13 protein-coding genes are annotated in these 16809 nt (G+C 72.6%); 4 read left to right on the top strand and 9 right to left on the bottom strand.

Going from position 1 to position 16809, the window contains the following annotated elements; genetic code table 11:
- Positions 1–110: 110 nt before the first annotated feature.
- From ACWF94_RS12385 to rsmI, 8 genes are all read right to left on the bottom strand, one after another.
- Positions 111–1427: an acyltransferase family protein gene (locus ACWF94_RS12385; RefSeq protein WP_453487299.1), complete on the bottom strand. Its 1317-nt coding sequence runs from the start codon at positions 1425–1427 to the stop codon at positions 111–113.
- A 156-nt stretch (positions 1428–1583) separates the two neighbouring features.
- Positions 1584–1811, bottom strand: coding sequence for a hypothetical protein (locus ACWF94_RS12380; RefSeq protein ID WP_453487298.1), 228 nt, complete (start codon positions 1809–1811; stop codon positions 1584–1586).
- Between the two features lie 199 nt (positions 1812–2010).
- Positions 2011–2964 carry a 4-(cytidine 5'-diphospho)-2-C-methyl-D-erythritol kinase gene (locus ACWF94_RS12375; RefSeq protein WP_453487297.1) on the bottom strand — a complete coding sequence of 318 codons (954 nt, stop codon included), beginning with the start codon at positions 2962–2964 and terminating at the stop codon, positions 2011–2013.
- The gene (gene rsmA, locus ACWF94_RS12370) at positions 2961–3818 is read right to left on the bottom strand and encodes a 16S rRNA (adenine(1518)-N(6)/adenine(1519)-N(6))-dimethyltransferase RsmA (RefSeq protein WP_453487296.1); all 858 of its coding nucleotides are present in this window, start codon (positions 3816–3818) and stop codon (positions 2961–2963) included. Before rsmA ends, ACWF94_RS12375 begins: the two co-directional genes overlap by 4 nt.
- A gap of 130 nt (positions 3819–3948) precedes the next feature.
- A complete protein-coding gene (locus ACWF94_RS12365; protein ID WP_453487295.1) occupies positions 3949–5346 on the bottom strand; it encodes a ubiquitin-like domain-containing protein in 1398 nt (465 codons plus the stop codon).
- Positions 5347–5484: 138 nt separating this feature from the next.
- The gene (locus ACWF94_RS12360) at positions 5485–6351 is read right to left on the bottom strand and encodes a TatD family hydrolase (protein ID WP_453487294.1); all 867 of its coding nucleotides are present in this window, start codon (positions 6349–6351) and stop codon (positions 5485–5487) included.
- A 141-nt stretch (positions 6352–6492) separates the two neighbouring features.
- Positions 6493–6900, bottom strand: a complete 408-nt coding sequence (locus tag ACWF94_RS12355; RefSeq protein WP_453487293.1) for a hypothetical protein — start codon at positions 6898–6900, stop codon at positions 6493–6495.
- A 129-nt stretch (positions 6901–7029) separates the two neighbouring features.
- Complete coding sequence (gene rsmI, locus ACWF94_RS12350; RefSeq protein WP_453487292.1) at positions 7030–7947, bottom strand: 16S rRNA (cytidine(1402)-2'-O)-methyltransferase; 918 nt, start codon at positions 7945–7947, stop codon at positions 7030–7032.
- A 278-nt stretch (positions 7948–8225) separates the two neighbouring features.
- Between rsmI and ACWF94_RS12345 the strand changes: the two genes are divergently transcribed.
- The 3 genes from ACWF94_RS12345 (at position 8226) to ACWF94_RS12335 (ending at position 14010) form a co-directional block, all read left to right on the top strand.
- A complete protein-coding gene (locus tag ACWF94_RS12345) occupies positions 8226–9998 on the top strand; it encodes a dolichyl-phosphate-mannose--protein mannosyltransferase (protein ID WP_453487291.1) in 1773 nt (590 codons plus the stop codon).
- A 252-nt stretch (positions 9999–10250) separates the two neighbouring features.
- Complete coding sequence (locus ACWF94_RS12340; protein WP_453487290.1) at positions 10251–10802, top strand: hypothetical protein; 552 nt, start codon at positions 10251–10253, stop codon at positions 10800–10802.
- Between the two features lie 4 nt (positions 10803–10806).
- Entirely contained in the window at positions 10807–14010 is a 3204-nt protein-coding gene (locus tag ACWF94_RS12335) for a tetratricopeptide repeat protein (protein ID WP_453487289.1), read from the top strand.
- A 182-nt stretch (positions 14011–14192) separates the two neighbouring features.
- Here ACWF94_RS12335 and ACWF94_RS12330 read toward each other — a convergent pair whose 3' ends face one another.
- Entirely contained in the window at positions 14193–14630 is a 438-nt protein-coding gene (locus ACWF94_RS12330; protein ID WP_453487288.1) for a PPOX class F420-dependent oxidoreductase, read from the bottom strand.
- Between the two features lie 184 nt (positions 14631–14814).
- Here ACWF94_RS12330 and ACWF94_RS12325 point away from each other — a divergent pair, with 184 nt between their 5' ends.
- Positions 14815–16446, top strand: coding sequence for a penicillin-binding transpeptidase domain-containing protein (locus ACWF94_RS12325; RefSeq protein WP_453487287.1), 1632 nt, complete (start codon positions 14815–14817; stop codon positions 16444–16446).
- Positions 16447–16809: the final 363 nt, after the last annotated feature.

Genomic DNA, 16809 nt, shown 5'->3' with positions numbered 1-16809 from the left:
CCTGTGGGCCTCCGGCACCGTCGGCCGGCATCGGGGACCCGGAGGTCGCCGCCTGCCCCGGCGACCATGACGGCCGCTACGGCGACCGGGCGGCGGCGGTCTGTCGGTGGTCAGGAGCGCGGGAGCCGTTCGGCCCCGCCCGCCCGCTCTACCAGCAGCCAGCCGACGAGGGCCATCGCCACGGCGGCCGGGGCGGTGATCCGTACGGCTATCAGGGTCGCCGAGTGACCGTCCAGCAGTCCGCCGAAGCCGACCATGGACAGGCCCAGCACCCCCAGCAGACAGAGCGTGATCCCGAGGGCGGCGGTGGGTCCCGACCCGCCGTGACCGGCGGCGGGGGCGGGTCGTTCGAACCGCCGGAAGGCGGCGACGAGGCCCGCGGTGAGCACCGCCGCCACCGCGATACGGACCGGGGTCTGCGCCCACCAGGCGGCCGAGGCCGGTTCGGGCAGCGGGACGCCGAGCGTGAGCAGTGCCCCGTACACCCCGAGCATCGCGGTGAGATGCCACAGGAACGCGGTCATCGCGATTCCGTTCGCGGCGACGACCGCCCGCCAGACGCCCGCCCGCCGCACGAACCGCGTCCCCGGCCCCCGCAGCAGTTCGACCGCGCCGACCAGCCACAGTCCGTGGCACAGCAGCGCGAGTGTGGGCGGGGCCATGTTGGAGACCTTCTCGCCCGGCATCCCGACCATGGAGAGCGGATACGGCCCGTACGCGACCAGCGCGGCGGCCCCGGCGAGCCCCACCCCGGCGAGGGCGGCGGGCAGGGCCAGGCGCCCGTCGGCCCGCAGGAAGCCGAGCTGGTGCACGGCGAGCCAGACGAAGCCGAAGTTCAGGAACTCCACGTACGGGACCCCGAACGCGAACCGGGCGACGTCCACGGCGACCGCGCCCGCCGCCAGCGCGGCGAACGCGCCCCACCCGTACCGCTCGTGCAGCCTCAGCAGCGGCGGGGTGAACGCCACCATCGCGAGATAGATCCCGATGAACCAGAGCGGCTGGGTGACGAGTCTGAACGCGACCCCGGTCAGCCCGCCGTCCCGCCCGACGAGCTGGACGAGCAGCGCGAGGACACCCCAGACGACGATGAAGACCATGGTGGGCCGCAGCAGCCGCTGGAGCCTGGCCCGCAGGAACGCGGCGTAGACCGAACCGTCCGGGTGCCTGCGGCTCAGGGACCGGTAGGACAGCGCGTGCGAGAACCCGCCGACGAAGAAGAACACCGGCATGATCTGGAGCACCCAGGTGAGCACCTGCAACTCCGGCACCACGGCGAGCAGGTTCCCCACCTCGTCCCCGCTGACCACGGCCATGAGCCAGTGCCCCAGGACGACGGTCCCCAGCGACGCCACCCGCAGCAGGTCGACATAGCGGTCCCGGGTGGTGGGGGTGGCGGCGGCCAGTTCACGAACGCTTGATCCCATGAACGTACGGTCGCGCGGGGGCCGCTCGCGGGGGAGGGCGCTCGTACTCAGATCGGCGGCTGAGTAGTCCGGCCGCCCGACGGGACGAGACCGCTGCGGCCATCGGATCCGGCTGAGTGACGAGTCGCTTCCAGCCCTCAGGGGTGGGAGGGGCCTTCAGAGCCCTGCGGATCGCTTGTTCGGGTGCCAGTGCGCCTCAGACGAGTCGTTCCACTGAATGTCGACCTGGTCGCCGCCGTCCGGGTTCTCGAAGCGGAAGCCCAGTTCGCGGAAGGTCGCGCCCACACGGTCGCCTTCGTGGGTGAGTTTCCAGCCCTTCCGCACCAGCTGCTGGCGCACGCGCCGCTGCGCGTCTCGGGCGATGGCTTCGGGAACGTCGGGCACGCTCCAGTCGAGATCGAAACTGCGGACATCGCTGCGTGCCCCGTCGATGTGGGCGACGCTCCTCAGCCCGCGGTAGTAACAGGCACCGGTATCGACCCGGCCCGCGCCCGCAGCATACTTACCGCCCGGAGGCCCGGGCTCTGGATAAGGCGCTCGAACATGCGGGTGAACGTATGCGCCCGGCCCGCGCAGCGCCCGGCTACACCACCACCGCGCCCGCCGCCGGGGACGATGCCACGCGGGCCGTGCGGCAGGTGCCGGACGCCTTAAGGGCCGCCGCCACCGTCACCGCCGCTTCCGCGTCCTTCACCAGGAAAGCCGTGGTCGGGCCCGAGCCCGAGACCAGGGCGGCGAGGGCGCCCGCGGCGAGGCCCGCGTCCAGGGTCGCGGTGAGGGAGGGGCGCAGGGAGAGGGCCGCGGGCTGGAGGTCGTTGGAGAGGGCGGCGGCGAGGGCGAGGGGGTCGCCGGTGCGCAGGGCGTCCAGGAGGGGGGCCGAGGGCCGGGGTTCGGGGACCTGTACGTGCGAGGTGAGGCGGTCGAACTCGCCGTACACCGCCGGGGTCGACAGTCCGCCGTCCGCGACGGCGAACACCCAGTGGAAGTCGCCGCCCACCGTCAGTTCCGTCAGGCGCTCGCCGCGCCCGGTGCCGAGCGCCGCGCCGCCGACCAGGCTGAAGGGGACATCGCTGCCGAGCTGTGCACAGATGCCGAGGAGGTCGGCACGGGGGGTGCGCAGGCCCCACAGGGTGTCGCAGGCCAGCAGCGCGGCGGCGCCGTCGGCGCTGCCGCCCGCCATGCCGCCCGCGACGGGGATGTCCTTGGCGATATGGAGGCGGACATCCGGGGACAGGCCGTGGTGCCGGGCGAGCAGTTCGGCGGCGCGGGCGGCGAGGTTCGTACGGTCCAGGGGAACGAGCGAGGCGTCCGGGCCCTCACAGGTGACCGTCAGCGAGGCGGCGGGGGTCGCGGTGACCTCGTCGTACAGCGAGACCGCGAGGAAGACATTGGCCAGGTCGTGGAAGCCGTCCGCGCGGGCCCCGCCGACCGCGAGCTGGACGTTGACCTTCGCGGGGACCCGTACCGTAACGCTGCCGTTCCGGCTCACGCTCACGCTCCCGTTCCGGCTCACGCTCCCGCTCCCGCTCTCGCTCATGCCTTCGCCTCCGCGATCCGGGCGAACTCCGCCACCGTCAGTGCCTCGCCCCGCGCCTGCGGCGAGATCCCCGCCGCGACGAGCGCGGTCTCGGCGGCGGCCGGTGATCCGGCCCAGCCCGCGAGCGCCGCCCGCAGGGTCTTGCGGCGCTGGGCGAAGGCCGCGTCGACCACGGCGAAGACCTCGGCCTTGGTGGCCGTCGTCCTCGGCGGGTCGCGGCGCACCAGGGACACCAGTCCGGAGTCGACGTTGGGCGCGGGCCAGAACACCTTCCGCCCGATGGACCCGGCGCGCTTCACCTCTGCGTACCAGTTCGCCTTCACCGACGGCACCCCGTAGACCTTGTTCCCCGGGCCGGCCGCGAGCCGGTCGGCGACCTCCGCCTGCACCATGACCAGGGTGCGCTCGATCGACGGGAAGCGGGCGAGCATATGGAGGAGGACGGGGACGGCGACGTTGTACGGGAGGTTCGCGACGAGCGCGGTCGGCCGGTCGGGCAGTTCGTCGATGAGCATCGCGTCGGAGTGGACCAGCGTGAAGTGCGGGGCCCGCTCGGGCAGCCGCGCCAGGATGGTGGCGGGCAGCGCGCCCGCGAGGGCGTCGTCGATCTCGACGGCGACGACCCGCTCGGCCGTCTCCAGGAGCGCCAGGGTCAGCGAGCCGAGCCCGGGTCCGACCTCGACCACCACGTCGTCCGGGCGGACTCCGGCCGTCCGGACGATCCGGCGGACGGTGTTCGCGTCGATGACGAAGTTCTGGCCGCGCTGCTTGGTGGGGCGTACGCCGAGCGCGGCGGCCAGTTCGCGGATGTCGGCGGGGCCGAGGAGGACGTCGGATGGCTCAGTGGTGCTCACCGATACAGCCTACGGGTGCGGGGTGCGGCGGTTGCGCCGCACGGGCTGCCGGGGCCGCGTGGACCACCGGTGCCGCAGGCGCTCGTGGCGTCCGGAGCGGCGCGGGCGCGGGTGGGCCCGTACGGGCGCCTCATGAGTGGAGCCGCCGGCCGCAGTGCGGCCAGGGGCTCGCGCCCCGCTGCACATACAGCTTCTTCGCCCGGTGCGTCTGCTCGTCGGCCGACGCGTCCTGGGGTCTGCCGCTGCCGCCGAGGGAGCGCCAGGTGCCGGTGTCGAACTGGTACAGCCCGCCGTACGTCCCGGACGCGTCGACCGCTCCCGGCCGCCCGCCGGACTCGCACTGTGCGAGCGCCCGCCAGTTCAGGCCGTCCGCGCCCGCCACGGACTCGGGCCGGCGCTTCGTCCCCACCCGCACCCGCTCGGTGACCGGCTCCCGCACCACCTCGGCGGTCAGCTCCCGGGGCCGCTGGCGCACCCCGTTGACCGTACGCAGCTGAAACGTGATCCGGCGGGCGCCGGGTCTGCCGGGCCGGGCGACGACCTCCGTGCCCGCGAACAGCTCCGGGTCCCGGGTCCTGACCACCTCGTACGGGATCGTCTCCTCCCGGACCTGGCGCGATCCGGTGATACGCATGACCGTCACCGTCTGCCCGTCGCGCGGAAAGCTCGACGGGGGTACGGAGGTGGTGTCCTCGCCGCCGAGCGCGATGCCCGCTTCGGCCAGCGCCTCGCCGACGGTCGCCGCGTTGGTACGGACGGTGCGCTCGCGGCCGTCCGCCATGAACGTCACGGTCCGTTCGGTGCGTACGTCCAGCGCGAGCCCGCCGCGGGAGATCGCGGCGGAGCGCGAGGTGGAGAGATACGCGCCCTCGGCGCGCACCCCGAGCTGCCGCAGCGCGCCTTCCACCGTGCGGGCGGTGGTCCACACCTCCTGCCTGCGGCCGTCCAGGGTCAGGATGAGGGGCCGGCCGTAGCGGACGACGACCTCGTCCCCGCTGTCGAGATCCTCGCCGGGGGCGGGCGCGACGATGTCATGCGCGCCGTAGGCGACCCCCTCGTCCTTGAGCAGCTCCCCCACATCGTCGGCGAAGGTGTGCATCGTGCGCGGTACGCCGTCGACGGTGAGTTTCACCGCCTTGTCGCTGGCGACGAACGCCGAGGTCCCGCCCGCCAGGAAGGCGACGACGAGGGCCTGCGGGACGAGTCTGCGGAAGGTGTCGGGTCCCCGGAGGGTCTCCGGCCGCCCCTGGCCCTGGCCCCGGCCCTGGCTCTCGGGGGCCCGGCCACACCTCCCGGCCCTGCGCAGCTCGGCGCGGCCGGGCGGGGGCTCCGGCGCGGCCGACTCCCGGTCACCGGACACGCACTCACCCGGCCCCCGGTCACCGGACTGCGACTCACCCGGCTCCCGTTCACCGAACGCCCGCTCACCCGGCATCGGCTCGCCGGACTCCGGCTCGTCCGGGCCCGTCATCGTGCCGGCCGCCGTCATGGCACGGTGACCGCCCCGCGCACTGCTCACATCGCTCATGACGCTCCGTAAGATCCAGGTCCGGTCCGCCCGATGGCGTCGGGGCCGGGACGTTATCGGAGCGGGGGCCACTCTCCAAAGCGATGTCACTACGCTGTGTCGCGCCGATGCGCCGCGAGGCGCATTCGCCGTTATCGGTCAGTAACCGAATGCCTCGGCCGTGTTCGCCGCCACCGCCGCGGCCAGGGTGTCCTCGTCCACTCCCTTCACCTCGGCCATGGCGCGCAGCGTGATCGGAATGAGATACGGCGCGTTGGGCCGTCCGCGGTAGGGCACCGGCGTGAGAAAGGGCGCATCGGTTTCCACCAGAACGAGTTCGCGCGGGGCGACGGCGAGAGCGTCCCGCAGCGGCTGTGCGTTCTTGAACGTCATATTGCCCGCGAACGACATGTAGTATCCGGCGGCGGCGCACACCCGGGCCATTTCCGCGTCACCGGAATAACAGTGGAAAATGGTGCGCTCCGGTGCGCCTTCCTCGCTCAGGATGCGCAGGACATCCGCATGGGCGTCCCGGTCGTGAATGACGAGCGCCTTGCCGTGCCGTTTGGCGATCTCGATATGCGCGCGGAAGGAGCGCTCCTGGGCGGCGATCCCCTCCGGTCCCGTACGGAAGCGGTCGATCCCGGTCTCGCCGACGGCGCGCACCTGGGGCAGGGCGGCCAGCGCGTCGATCTCCGTGAGGGCGTCGTCGAGGGCCGCGTCCCCGCCCGCCTCGCGCGGGCCGTGCCCCCGGCCGCCGGGGTCGCCCAGGACGATCCGGGGGGCCTCGTTCGGGTGCAGGGCGACCGCGGCGTGCACACCCTCGTGGTCGGCGGCGGTCTTGGCGGCCCAGCGCGAGCCGTCGATGTCGCACCCCACCTGGACGACGGTGGTCACCCCTACGGCCGCGGCCCTGGCCAGCGCCTCAGCGACCGTGCCCGCCTGCATGTCCAGGTGGGTGTGCGAATCGGCGACCGGGATCCGGAGCGGTTCGGGCAGCGGCGGTGGGGCGGACTTCGAACTCATGGACGCGATCCTACGAGGCGCGTGCCCGGCGGCTCACCCTCGGTGGGATCGGTTGCTCACCCTCGGTGGGATCGGCGGCTCACTCCCGCGGACGCGGCGGAACCGGCAGCTCACTCCCGGGGACGCGGTGGAGCCGGCGGCTCACTTCCGGTGGAAGGGATGCAGCAGATCGGACAGATGCCATGAGCGGTGCTGCGCCGGGGTCCGCTCCGCTTCGGGGCCCTCCCCCGCCCCGATCGGACCGGCCGGCGGTACGGGCTTGGTCTGCCGCGGACGCGTGGGGTTCGCGGCACGAGCCATCAGATCCAGCACCGATGAGACCTGTCCGGCCCTCATGATCCTGACGACATTTCCCCCGCAGTTCATACAACTGGGGCTCGAAAGCGGGGACGGCACCCGCTCGCCACCCGCCTTGTACACGACGTATTCCCGGCCGGAACCGTCGATGTGGTGCTCGATTTCGTACGACTGTTCCCAACCGTGCCCGCAGCGCATGCAGGCGAAGGCGTATGCCTCATGGACCTTGGCGGTGCCTGTGATCTCACTCATGCCAGCTCCTTTCCACTGCCCCAGTGGACGCCCATTCCGGCGGGAGCGCATCAGCGCCTGTCGAATAATGGTGTGGACTTTGGCCTTCCCATGCCCAAGGTGCCCCGGACCCGGTCTGCGCTTTGCCTTTTACGATAGTCCTTTACCGTCTCCGGGGGCCGCTCCAGCCGCGTTCTTTGCCGCGACGACCGCATCGAACACCTCGCGTTTGGGCAGTCCCGCCCCGGCCGCGACCGCCGCGATCGCCTCCTTGCGCCGCTCCCCCGCCTCCTCCCTCACCCGCACCCGGCGCACCAGCTCAGCGGGGTCGAGATCCCCGGGCGCGGGGGCGGGGGCGCCCTGGACGACGACGGTGATCTCGCCGCGTACGCCGTCGGCCGCCCAGCCTGCCAGCTCACCCAGACCGCCCCGCTTGACCTCCTCGTATGTCTTGGTCAGCTCCCGGCAGACGGCGGCCCGGCGCTCCGGTCCGAACACTTCGGCCATTGCGGTGAGGGTGTCGCCGAGCCGGTGGGGGGCCTCGAAGTAGACGAGGGTGCGGCGTTCGGCCTCGTTCTCCCGGAGGCGGGAGAGGCGCTCGCCCGCCTTGCGCGGCAGAAAGCCCTCGAAGCAGAAGCGGTCCACGGGCAGCCCGGACACGGCGAGGGCGGTGAGGACGGCGGAGGGGCCGGGGACGGCGGTGACCCTGATGTCCTTCTCCACGGCGGCGGCGACCAGCCGGTAGCCGGGGTCGGATACGGACGGCATCCCGGCGTCGGTGACGAGCAGCACCCGCGCTCCGCCGCTCAGCGCGTCGACCAGCTCCGGCGTACGGGCGGACTCATTGCCCTCGAAATAGGACACCACCCGACCCGAGGTCTGGACGCCGAGCGCCTGGGTGAGCCGCCGCAGCCGCCGGGTGTCCTCGGCGGCGACGATATCGGCACCCGCCAGTTCGGCGGCGAGGCGGGCCGGGGCGTCGGCGGCGTCGCCGATCGGGGTGCCCGCCAGGACCAGCAGTCCGGCCGGGGTTCCGGGGGGCGTCTCGCGAGGCGGCACAGTCGTCACGTACGCCATTCTCCCAGGGCGAACGGGGTCGGGCGGACGCCGGGGCGCGCGGGGCCCTCCTCGCGCGGCGCAGCAGCCCGGCGCCCGGCGCGACACGGGGCGCGGCACAGGGCGCGGCGAGCCCCCGGCGCCCGGCGCGACACGGGGCGCGGCACCGGGCGCGGGTGTCACCGCCCCGGGCGCGGGGCTCATCAGCGGCCCGGCCGCGCGGCTCGTCACCGCCCCGGACGCGGGCCCGGACGCGCACCTCGCACAGTGGCGTTCCCTACGATGGCGCGGTGACCAGTACCGCTCCACAGACCGACCAGGGCCGGGACGCCGACCAGCAGCCGGCCGGCTGGCAGCAGCGGCTGCGCAGATTCGGCTACACGCCCCGGCCCGAGATCGGGCTGCGCGAACGCCTGGTGCCGCCCTACACCCGCCCGTCCGAACGGCTGTGGCCGGTGTTCGGCATTCCGCCGGGGGTCGTGAACCCGCTGCTGCGGGCGTCCGCCTGGCTCGGCCCGCTGCTGGTCGCCCTGGTCGCGGGCGTGCTCAGGTTCTGGAACCTGGGCAAGCCGCACGCGGTGATATTCGATGAGACGTACTACGCCAAGGACGCGTGGGCCCTCATCAACCGGGGGTACGAGGGAAACTGGCCGAAGGACATCGACAAGAAGATCCTCAAGGATCCGTCGGCGGTCGACATCCCGGTGGACCCCGGTTATGTGGTGCATCCGCCGGTCGGCAAGTGGATCATCGGCATCGGCGAGAAGATCTTCGACTTCACGCCCTTCGGCTGGCGCTTCATGGTCGCGGTGCTCGGCACCCTGTCGGTGCTGATGATCTGCCGGATCGGCCGCAGGCTGTTCCGCTCGACGTTCCTCGGCTGTCTCGCGGGTCTGCTGCTCGCGGTGGACGGACTGCACTTCGTCATGAGCCGTACGGCACTGCTCGACCTGGTGCTGATGTTCTTCGTGGTGGCCGCCTTCGGCTGCTTGATCGTCGACCGCGACTGGGCCCGGCGGAAACTGGCGGCGGCGCTGCCGACCGATGCCGAGGGGGTGCTGCGGCCGGACGCCGTCATCGCCGAGAGCCTGCGCCTGGGCTGGCGCCCGTGGCGGATCGCGGCGGGCGTGATGCTGGGGCTCGCGGCCGGGACCAAGTGGAACGGCCTGTATGTGATGGCCGCGTTCGGGCTGCTCACCGTGGCGTGGGACGTGGGCACCCGGCGTACGGCGGGCGCCCACCGGCCGTATCTGACCGTGCTGCTGAAGGACCTCGCCCCGGCGTTCGTGGCGACGGTCCCGGTGGCGCTCGTCACCTATCTGGTGTCCTGGTCCGGCTGGATCTTCTCGGACAAGGGCTACTTCCGGAACTGGGCGGAGGGCCGCCGGGGCCTGTCCCCCGACTCCGTGAACCTGCCGCTGGCCGGAAAAGTCGATCTGCCGCAGTTCGACATGACCTGGGTCCCGGAGTGGCTGCGCAGCTTCTGGCACTACGAGACCGAGGTCTACAGCTTCCACGTCAATCTGACGTCGGGTCACACCTATCAGTCGAACCCCTGGAGCTGGATCATCCTGGGCCGCCCGGTCTCGTACTACTACGAGGACCCCAAGGCGGGCGTCGACGGCTGCCCGTCCGACGCGGCCGGCAAGTGCGCGAGCGAGGTCCTGGCGCTGGGCACCCCGCTGCTGTGGTGGGCGGCCTGCTTCGCGATCGTGTACATCCTGTGGCGCTGGTTCTTCCGCCGGGACTGGCGCGCGGGCGCGATCGCCTGCGCGATCGCGGCCGGTTGGGTGCCGTGGTTCTTCTACCAGGAACGCACGATCTTCCTGTTCTACGCCGTCGTCTTCGTACCGTTCCTGTGTCTGGCGGTGGCGATGATGATCGGCGCGATCCTCGGGCCACCGGGCTCGGACGAACGCCGCCGGGCGATCGGCGCGATCGGCGCGGGTGTGCTGGTCCTGCTGATCATCTGGAACTTCATCTACTTCCATCCGCTGTACACGGGGAACCCCATCCCGGTGGAGGACTGGCGCGACCGGATGTGGCTCGACACCTGGGTGTGACGGCTGCGGTGGGGACGGCTGCGGTGGGGACGGCTGCGGTGGGCGGCTGCGGTGGGGACGGCTGGGTGTGACTGCCCGCGTACGAATGACGCGTACGACTGACGCATGCGACTGCTGGGTATGACGGCTGCGGTACGAGGGCTGTGGTGTGACGGCTGCGGGTGTGACGGTGAATGCCCGGTTCGCCTGCGACGACGGGCGGTACACGCATACCGTGTGGGCCGGACAGACGATTTATGGGGGGTGGGGCAGATGGACCCGATTTCGCTGGCGGTGCTCGCGGCTCTGGCGGGTGGCGCCGGAGGGGAGATCGGCCGTCAGGCGTGGGCCGGTCTGAGCGGGGTCGTACGCCGCAGAAGGGCGGCGGCGACAGCGGCCGGGGACGGGGACGGCGGGTCACCGGGGGGCGCGGCAGGTGAGTCCCCCCAGGTCACCCCGGCCGGGTCACCGGCTGCCGCCGCTGACGGGCCCCCCGATGCCGCCGCCACGAGCGAGTCCGCCCTCGCCGCCCTGGAGGAGCGGCCGGACGATCTGGCCCGCGCCGGTGAGCTGGAGCGGGCCCTGACGGACCGGCGGGCGGCGGACGCGGAGTTCGCGCGGGCGGTCCAGGTGTGGGAGGCGTCGTTCCGGGCGACGCTGTCCGCCGACCCCGACGCGGCGGCGGACCTGGAGCGCGCGGTGCGGGCGATCTCCCCCGAAGCCGCGCCCGAGCGGGCCGCCGGGGTGCACAACGACTTCCGGGACGGGAAGTTCGACGGCCCCGTCCAGGGCAGCGGCACTCAGCACATCACGTACAACAAGTAGCCGCGTGGGAAGGAAGAAGCCCGCCAGGGCACGCCGGCACAACGACTTCCGGCACGGGAAGCACACCGGCCCGGTCCAGGGCAGCGGCACCCAGCACATCACGTACAACTCCATGTCCTCGCCCGGAGTGCCGCCCGCGCTGGCGTCGCTGCCGCCCGTACCGCCGGAGTTCACCGGGCGCGAGGACGAACTGGACGAACTGCTCGATCTGCTCGACCCCCGGCGGCAGCGGCCGGACGGCGGGCTCGCCGCCGTCCCGACGGCGGCCGTCGTCGCGGGCCTGCCGGGGGTGGGCAAGACCACCCTGGCCGTCACCGCCGGGCACCGGGCGCTGGAGCGCGGCTGGTTCACCGGGGTGCAGTTCGTGAATCTGCGCGGCTACGACCAGGCGCCCGTCCAGCCGGGACAGGCGCTGGACGCGCTGCTGCGCTCCCTCGGGGTGCCCGTGGAGCACATCCCGGGCTCGGTCGACGAACGCCAGGGGCTCTACCGGTCACAGCTTGAGATACGGGCCCAGCGCGGCGAGCGCCTGCTCATCGTGGCCGACAACGCGTCGGAGTCGGGCCAGGTGACCGCGCTGCTGCCCGGCACCCCCCGGCACCGGCTGCTGATCACCTCCCGGCACACCCTCACCGGAATGGGCGCCCGGCTGGTCGATCTGACCACCCTGCCGCTCGCGGCCTCGGTCGAACTGCTGCGTCGCGCCCTGTATGTCGCCGCGCCCGACGACCACCGGGTGGAGGACGACCCCGAGAGCGCGGAGGCGCTCGCGCGGGCGTGCGGCTTTCTGCCGCTGGCCCTGCAGATCACGGCGGCGCTGCTCACCGCCGACCGGGGCCAGCCGCTGGCCGAACGGGCCCGCCAGCTCGGCCAGACGGGCGGCCGGCTCGCCGAGCTGGACGACGGCAGCCGGGCGGTCCGCGCCCCCTTCGAGCAGTCGCTCATGCTGCTCACCCCGCAGCAGGTCGATATGTTCCGGCTGCTCAGCCTCAACCCCGGCCCCACCATCTCCACCAAGTCCGCCGCCATCCTCGCGGACCGGAGCGAGACGGAGGCCCGGGACCTGCTCAACGGCCTCGCCCGGGGTCATCTGCTGGAGCGCAGCGCCCTGCGCGACTGCTGGCAGATGCACGATCTGCTGCGGGACTACGCGGCCGAACTGGCCACCGCCCACGCCGAGCGGGGCCGCCGGGTGAGACGCCGTCACGCACGGGCGCGCACCCGGCTGATGAGCCACCATGTGCGGACCACCAGATCGGCGGCCCTGCGGCTGGAGGCGCTGCCGGGACACGAGGTGGCGGGGGTGTTCGGCAGCCGGGACGAGGCGCTGGCCTGGCTGGACATGGAGCGCTCCACACTCGTCGCGGCCGTGCACCTCGGCCGGCTGGAGAACGACCCCCAGGCGGCGGCCCTCGCCACCCACCTCGGGATCTATCTCAAGTGGCGGCGGCTGTTCGACGATCTGTACGCGGTGACGGTGATCGCCAGGGACACCTACCAGGACACCGGCGACAAGGCGAACGAGGCCGTCGCCCTGGGAAACCTCAGCCACGCCTTCCATGAGCTGCGGCGCTACGAAGAAGCGCGCGCCGCCGCGGAGAAGGCCCGGGACATCTTCCAGGACACCGGGAACCAGATGGAGGAGGCCCACGCCTGGATCAACTACAGCGCGGCCCTGGAGGAACTGCACCGGCTCGATGAGGCCCTGGAGGCCGTGGAAACGGCCCGCCGTATCTTCCAGAAGCTCGGGGACCAGTACAAGGAGGCCATGACCTGGGTCAATGTCGCCGATGTCTACTTCCGGCTGCGGCGGTTCAACGACGCGCTGAACGCCGCGGAGACGGCCCGCGACATCTACCAGAGGACCGGCGACCGCCATAAGGAGGCCACGGCGTGGAACAACCTCTCCAGTCCCCTGCTGGAACTGCGCCGGTTCGACCAGGCGGCCATGGCCGCCGAGCAGGCCCGGGACATCTTCCGCGAGACCGATGACCGTACGGGCGAGGCGATGGCGTGGAACAACTTCAGCAACGCCGCGCGGCGGCTGCGGCGGTTCGACGAGGCGACGGCGGCGGCCGAGAAGTCCCGGGACATCTTCCAGGAGACCGGCGACCGCCACCGTGAGGCCATGGCCTGGATCAACCTCAGCAACGGGCTCGCCGAGTCACGACGGTTCGAGGAGGCGCTGGCGGCGGCCGAGACATCGCGCGCCCTCTACCGGGAGACCGCCGACCGGCGCAGCGAGGGCATGGCCTGGGCCGGCGTCAGCAGCGCCCTCCTCCGGCTGTACCGGAACGACGAGGCGACCGAAGCGGCCAGGACGGCTCGCGACATCGCCCGGGAGACAGGCGACCGGCACAAGGAGGGGCAGGCGACCCTGACCTACAGCTGCTGCCTCGGCGAGCTGCGCCGGTTCGAGGAGGCGCTCACCGCCAGCCGGACCGCCCTGGACATCTTCCGCGAGACCGGCGACCGGCACCGGGAGGGCATGGTCTGGAACAACACCGGCGCCGTGCTGAACGACTTGCGCAGGCCCGAGGAGGCGCTCACGGCCGCCGAGACCGCCCGCGACATCGCCCGGGAGCTGGGCGTTCCCCATGAGGAGGGCTCGGCCTGGACGACCTACGGCCGGGTGCTCCACCAGCTCAAGCGCTTCGACGAGTCGCTGGCCGCGGCCGACAGGTCCCTCGCGCTGTGCGAGGGGATCGGCCACCGGCACGGGGTAGCCGTCGCCTCGACGAACCGCAGCGAAGTGCTGCGCGAACTGGGGCGCTTCGATGAGTCCCTCGCCGCCGCCGAGGCGGCCGGGGACTACTTCCGCGAGGTGGCCGACCGCCCGCGGGAAGCCCTCGCACTGCGCAGGCGCGGCGCCGCGCTCCGGGCCGCGGGCCGCCTCGCCGAGGCGATCGAAGCGGGCGAGCGGACCGTGCGGCTCGCCGAGGAAGTGGGCCGGTGGGAGGCCGGCCGCGCCTACGAGGAACTGGCGAAGGCCCTGGCCGCCGCCGGAACCGCCCCTGCCCGGGTGTCGGACGCCTGGCGGAAGGCCGCCGCCGCGTTCACCGACGCGGGTGGCGGGACGGAGGCGGAGGAGGCCCGTACGAAGGCGGCGGACGGGGACGGGGCCCCTGCGCGGGCGGCGGGCGCGGGCGGCGACGAGACAGCCGGCTCGGGCTCCGGCGGGACGGAGCGCGACACGGCGGGGGCGTGAACGGCGGCCTGTCCGGGCAGGGCGGGGATCCGGGTACGGGTACGGGAACGGGAACGGGAACAGGAACGGGTAGGGCAGCGGCTTCGGGCCATGGCGGGGGCTTCGGGTACGGGTACGGGACGCCCCGGTGGCCGGGTGACCTGGTGGGCCGGGTGACCTGGTGGGCCGGTGGCCGCCGCCGGTCAGCCCGCGACGGCGTCGACCGCGACGACCTTGGCGGGGCGGACCCTGACGGTCAGCACCCCGGGGACCCCGTTGCGCGCGCCGGCGTCGTCGGCGGCGTCCTCGCCCAGATAGCGGGCCGCGATCCGGGTGGCCCAGTGCCGCGCCTGCTCCAGGTCCTCGCTGATCTCCGCACGCCCCTCCAGCAACACGAAGGAGAACGGCGGCCGGTCGTCCTCGACACAGAGCGCGACCCGGCCGTCCCGGAGCAGATTGCGCCCCTTGACCGACTTCGCGGCGGTGTTGAAGACCAGTTCGTCGCCGTCGAGCAGGAACCACACCGGAGCGATGTGCGGGCGCCCGTCGGCTCGTACGGTCGAGAGCTTCCCGGTGCGGGTACCCTCCGCGACGAACCTCCGCCACTCACCCTTCGTCATTCTCTTTGCCGTTCTCGCCATTTCACCATCCTCTGTCAGAGGGGTGAGCGCGGGCGGACAGGCACGCCGGGCAGAGGTTGCGTGCGGTACGTCGCGGTCCCATAACAGTCTGCTCTTCTGTCACTCCTGTCCCGTAAGGTGCACGAGACATATTGCCTGAACATGTTCAAGGCAGTGGGGGGCTCCTTGGAAGGGGACGCGGGCAATGCGCAGTGGAGTGAAGGTCGCCGTGATCGGCGGTGTGTTCGCGCTGGTGGCCGGTGGTGTGAGCTACGGCGGCTACAACCTGATCGCCGACAGGGACGGCAGCGACGGTGAGTCCGCGTCCGCGGAACGGAAGACCGGACCGCTGACCGCCGAGGAGATCGGCGAGGCGTCGAAGGACTTCCTCGCGGCGTGGGCGCGCGGTGACGCGCCGAAGGCCGGCGAGCTGACCAACAACCCGGCGGAGGCCGAGCCGCTGCTCGCCGGATACCGCTCGGACGCCGGTGTCTCGGCGGCCGTGATCACGCCGGGGGCGGCGGTGGGCGCGAAGGTGCCGTTCACGGTGAAGGCGACCGTGACGTACAAGGGCAAGAGCAAGCCCTGGTCGTACGCCTCCGAGCTGACCGTGGTGCGCGGGCTGACGACGGGAAAGCCGCTGGTCGACTGGGTGCCCTCGGTGCTGCACCCCAAGCTGACGAAGGCGACCTCCCTCCGGACGGGCCCGGCGTCCACACCGCCGATCAAGGCCGTCGACCGGCGTGACCGGGAGCTGACGCCCGCGAAGTACCCGTCCCTCGGGCCCGTACTGGACGCACTGCGCAAGAAGTACGGGGAGAAGGCGGGCGGCACCCCCGGGGTCGAACTGGTCCTCTCCAACGCCGACAGCAATCTGCCCGATCAGACCCTGCTCGCCATCACCGAGGGCAAGGAGGGCACGCTGAGGACCACCCTGGACGCGGACGTCCAGGCGGCGGCCGAGGCGGCGGTGAAGCCGCACGCCCAGGCGTCGGTGGTCGCCATCAGGCCCAGTACGGGCGAGATACAGGCGGTCGCCAACAACCCGGCCGGCGGCTACAACACCGCCATGATGGGCGCCCAGGCACCCGGCTCCACCATGAAGATCGTGACCGCCGCGATGATGATGGACCGGGGGGTCGTCCAGGGCCCCGGCAGCAGTGTGGAGTGCCCGGCGACCGTGACCTGGATGGGCCGGACCTTCGAGAACCTGGAGAAGTTCGCCATCCCGAACGGCACCTTCAAGGACAGCTTCCGCCGCTCCTGCAACACCTCCTTCATCAAGGCCGTCAAGCCGCTCGACGACCGCGACGAGGCCGACACCGCCCTGGGGGAGACCGCGGGGAAGTACTTCGGCATCGGTCTCGACTGGAAGACGGGCGTCGTCAGCGTGGACGGCAAGGTGCCGCCGTCGTCCGGCCCGGAGACAGCCGCCTCGTACATCGGACAGGGCAAGATCACGATGAACGCGCTCAATGTGGCGTCCATCTCCGCGACCGTCAAGAACGGCGGCTTCCGCCAGCCCATCATCGTCCCCCAGTCCCTCGACAACCGCGAACTGGCCACCGCCGAGCGCCTGCCCGGCCCCATCGCCTCCGCCCTGCGGGACATGATGGGCGCCAGCGCCCTCAACGGGACCGGCCAGGCCGCGATGGCCTCGGTGAGCGGCGACAAGGGCGCGAAGACCGGCTCCGCCGAGGTCGACGGCCAAGGCAAGTCCAACAGCTGGTTCACCGGGTACGCCGGCGACCTCGCCGCCGCGGCGGTCGTCCAGTCCGGTGGCCGCGGCGGCGACGCGGCGGGCCCCGCGGTAGCGAAGGTCCTGAGCGCCCGATGACCCTCCCCGCCTCTACGGTGCCCTGAGCCTGGGTGTGTCATCAGGGCCTCCCCGCGGAGGCCCCTGCCCGGCGCGCGGGCCCTCGCGCCCTGGGGTCCGTCCTCAATCGCCGGACAGGCTGAGAAAGTTGCAGCCCAGCCGGCGTATGAGCCCCGGCGAAGCGCCAGAGACTGCACGCCCCTCGGCACAAGGGTCCGTCCTCAAACGCCGGACAGGCTGAGTGTGCCAGGGGCGACAGAATCAGCCCCGCCTGGGGGTCCTCCCCCTGGCTGCGCCGGGTGCACCCCCACCCAGGCGGAGCCCTGGGGGAGATTGAGGCGCAAGGTGCACAAATCCAGCCCCGCCGGCGTTTGAGGCGCGGGG

It is taken from the genome of Streptomyces sp. NPDC055078, assembly GCF_053607985.1.
Note: the sequence above shows the minus strand (reverse complement) of the source record. Positions and strands in the feature narration are given on the sequence as shown.

What these genes read in the sequence shown, in the direction of transcription:
- ACWF94_RS12325 (WP_453487287.1), top strand. Translation starts at nt 14,815, where the DNA reads ATGCGCAGTGGAGTGAAGGTCGCCGTGATCGGCGGTGTGTTCGCGCTG.
- ACWF94_RS12330 (WP_453487288.1), bottom strand. Translation starts at nt 14,630, where the DNA reads ATGGCGAGAACGGCAAAGAGAATGACGAAGGGTGAGTGGCGGAGGTTC.
- ACWF94_RS12340 (WP_453487290.1), top strand. Translation starts at nt 10,251, where the DNA reads ATGGACCCGATTTCGCTGGCGGTGCTCGCGGCTCTGGCGGGTGGCGCC.
- ACWF94_RS12385 (WP_453487299.1), bottom strand. Translation starts at nt 1,427, where the DNA reads ATGGGATCAAGCGTTCGTGAACTGGCCGCCGCCACCCCCACCACCCGG.
- ACWF94_RS12355 (WP_453487293.1), bottom strand. Translation starts at nt 6,900, where the DNA reads ATGAGTGAGATCACAGGCACCGCCAAGGTCCATGAGGCATACGCCTTC.
- ACWF94_RS12360 (WP_453487294.1), bottom strand. Translation starts at nt 6,351, where the DNA reads ATGAGTTCGAAGTCCGCCCCACCGCCGCTGCCCGAACCGCTCCGGATC.
- ACWF94_RS12375 (WP_453487297.1), bottom strand. Translation starts at nt 2,964, where the DNA reads ATGAGCGAGAGCGGGAGCGGGAGCGTGAGCCGGAACGGGAGCGTGAGC.
- ACWF94_RS12365 (WP_453487295.1), bottom strand. Translation starts at nt 5,346, where the DNA reads ATGAGCGATGTGAGCAGTGCGCGGGGCGGTCACCGTGCCATGACGGCG.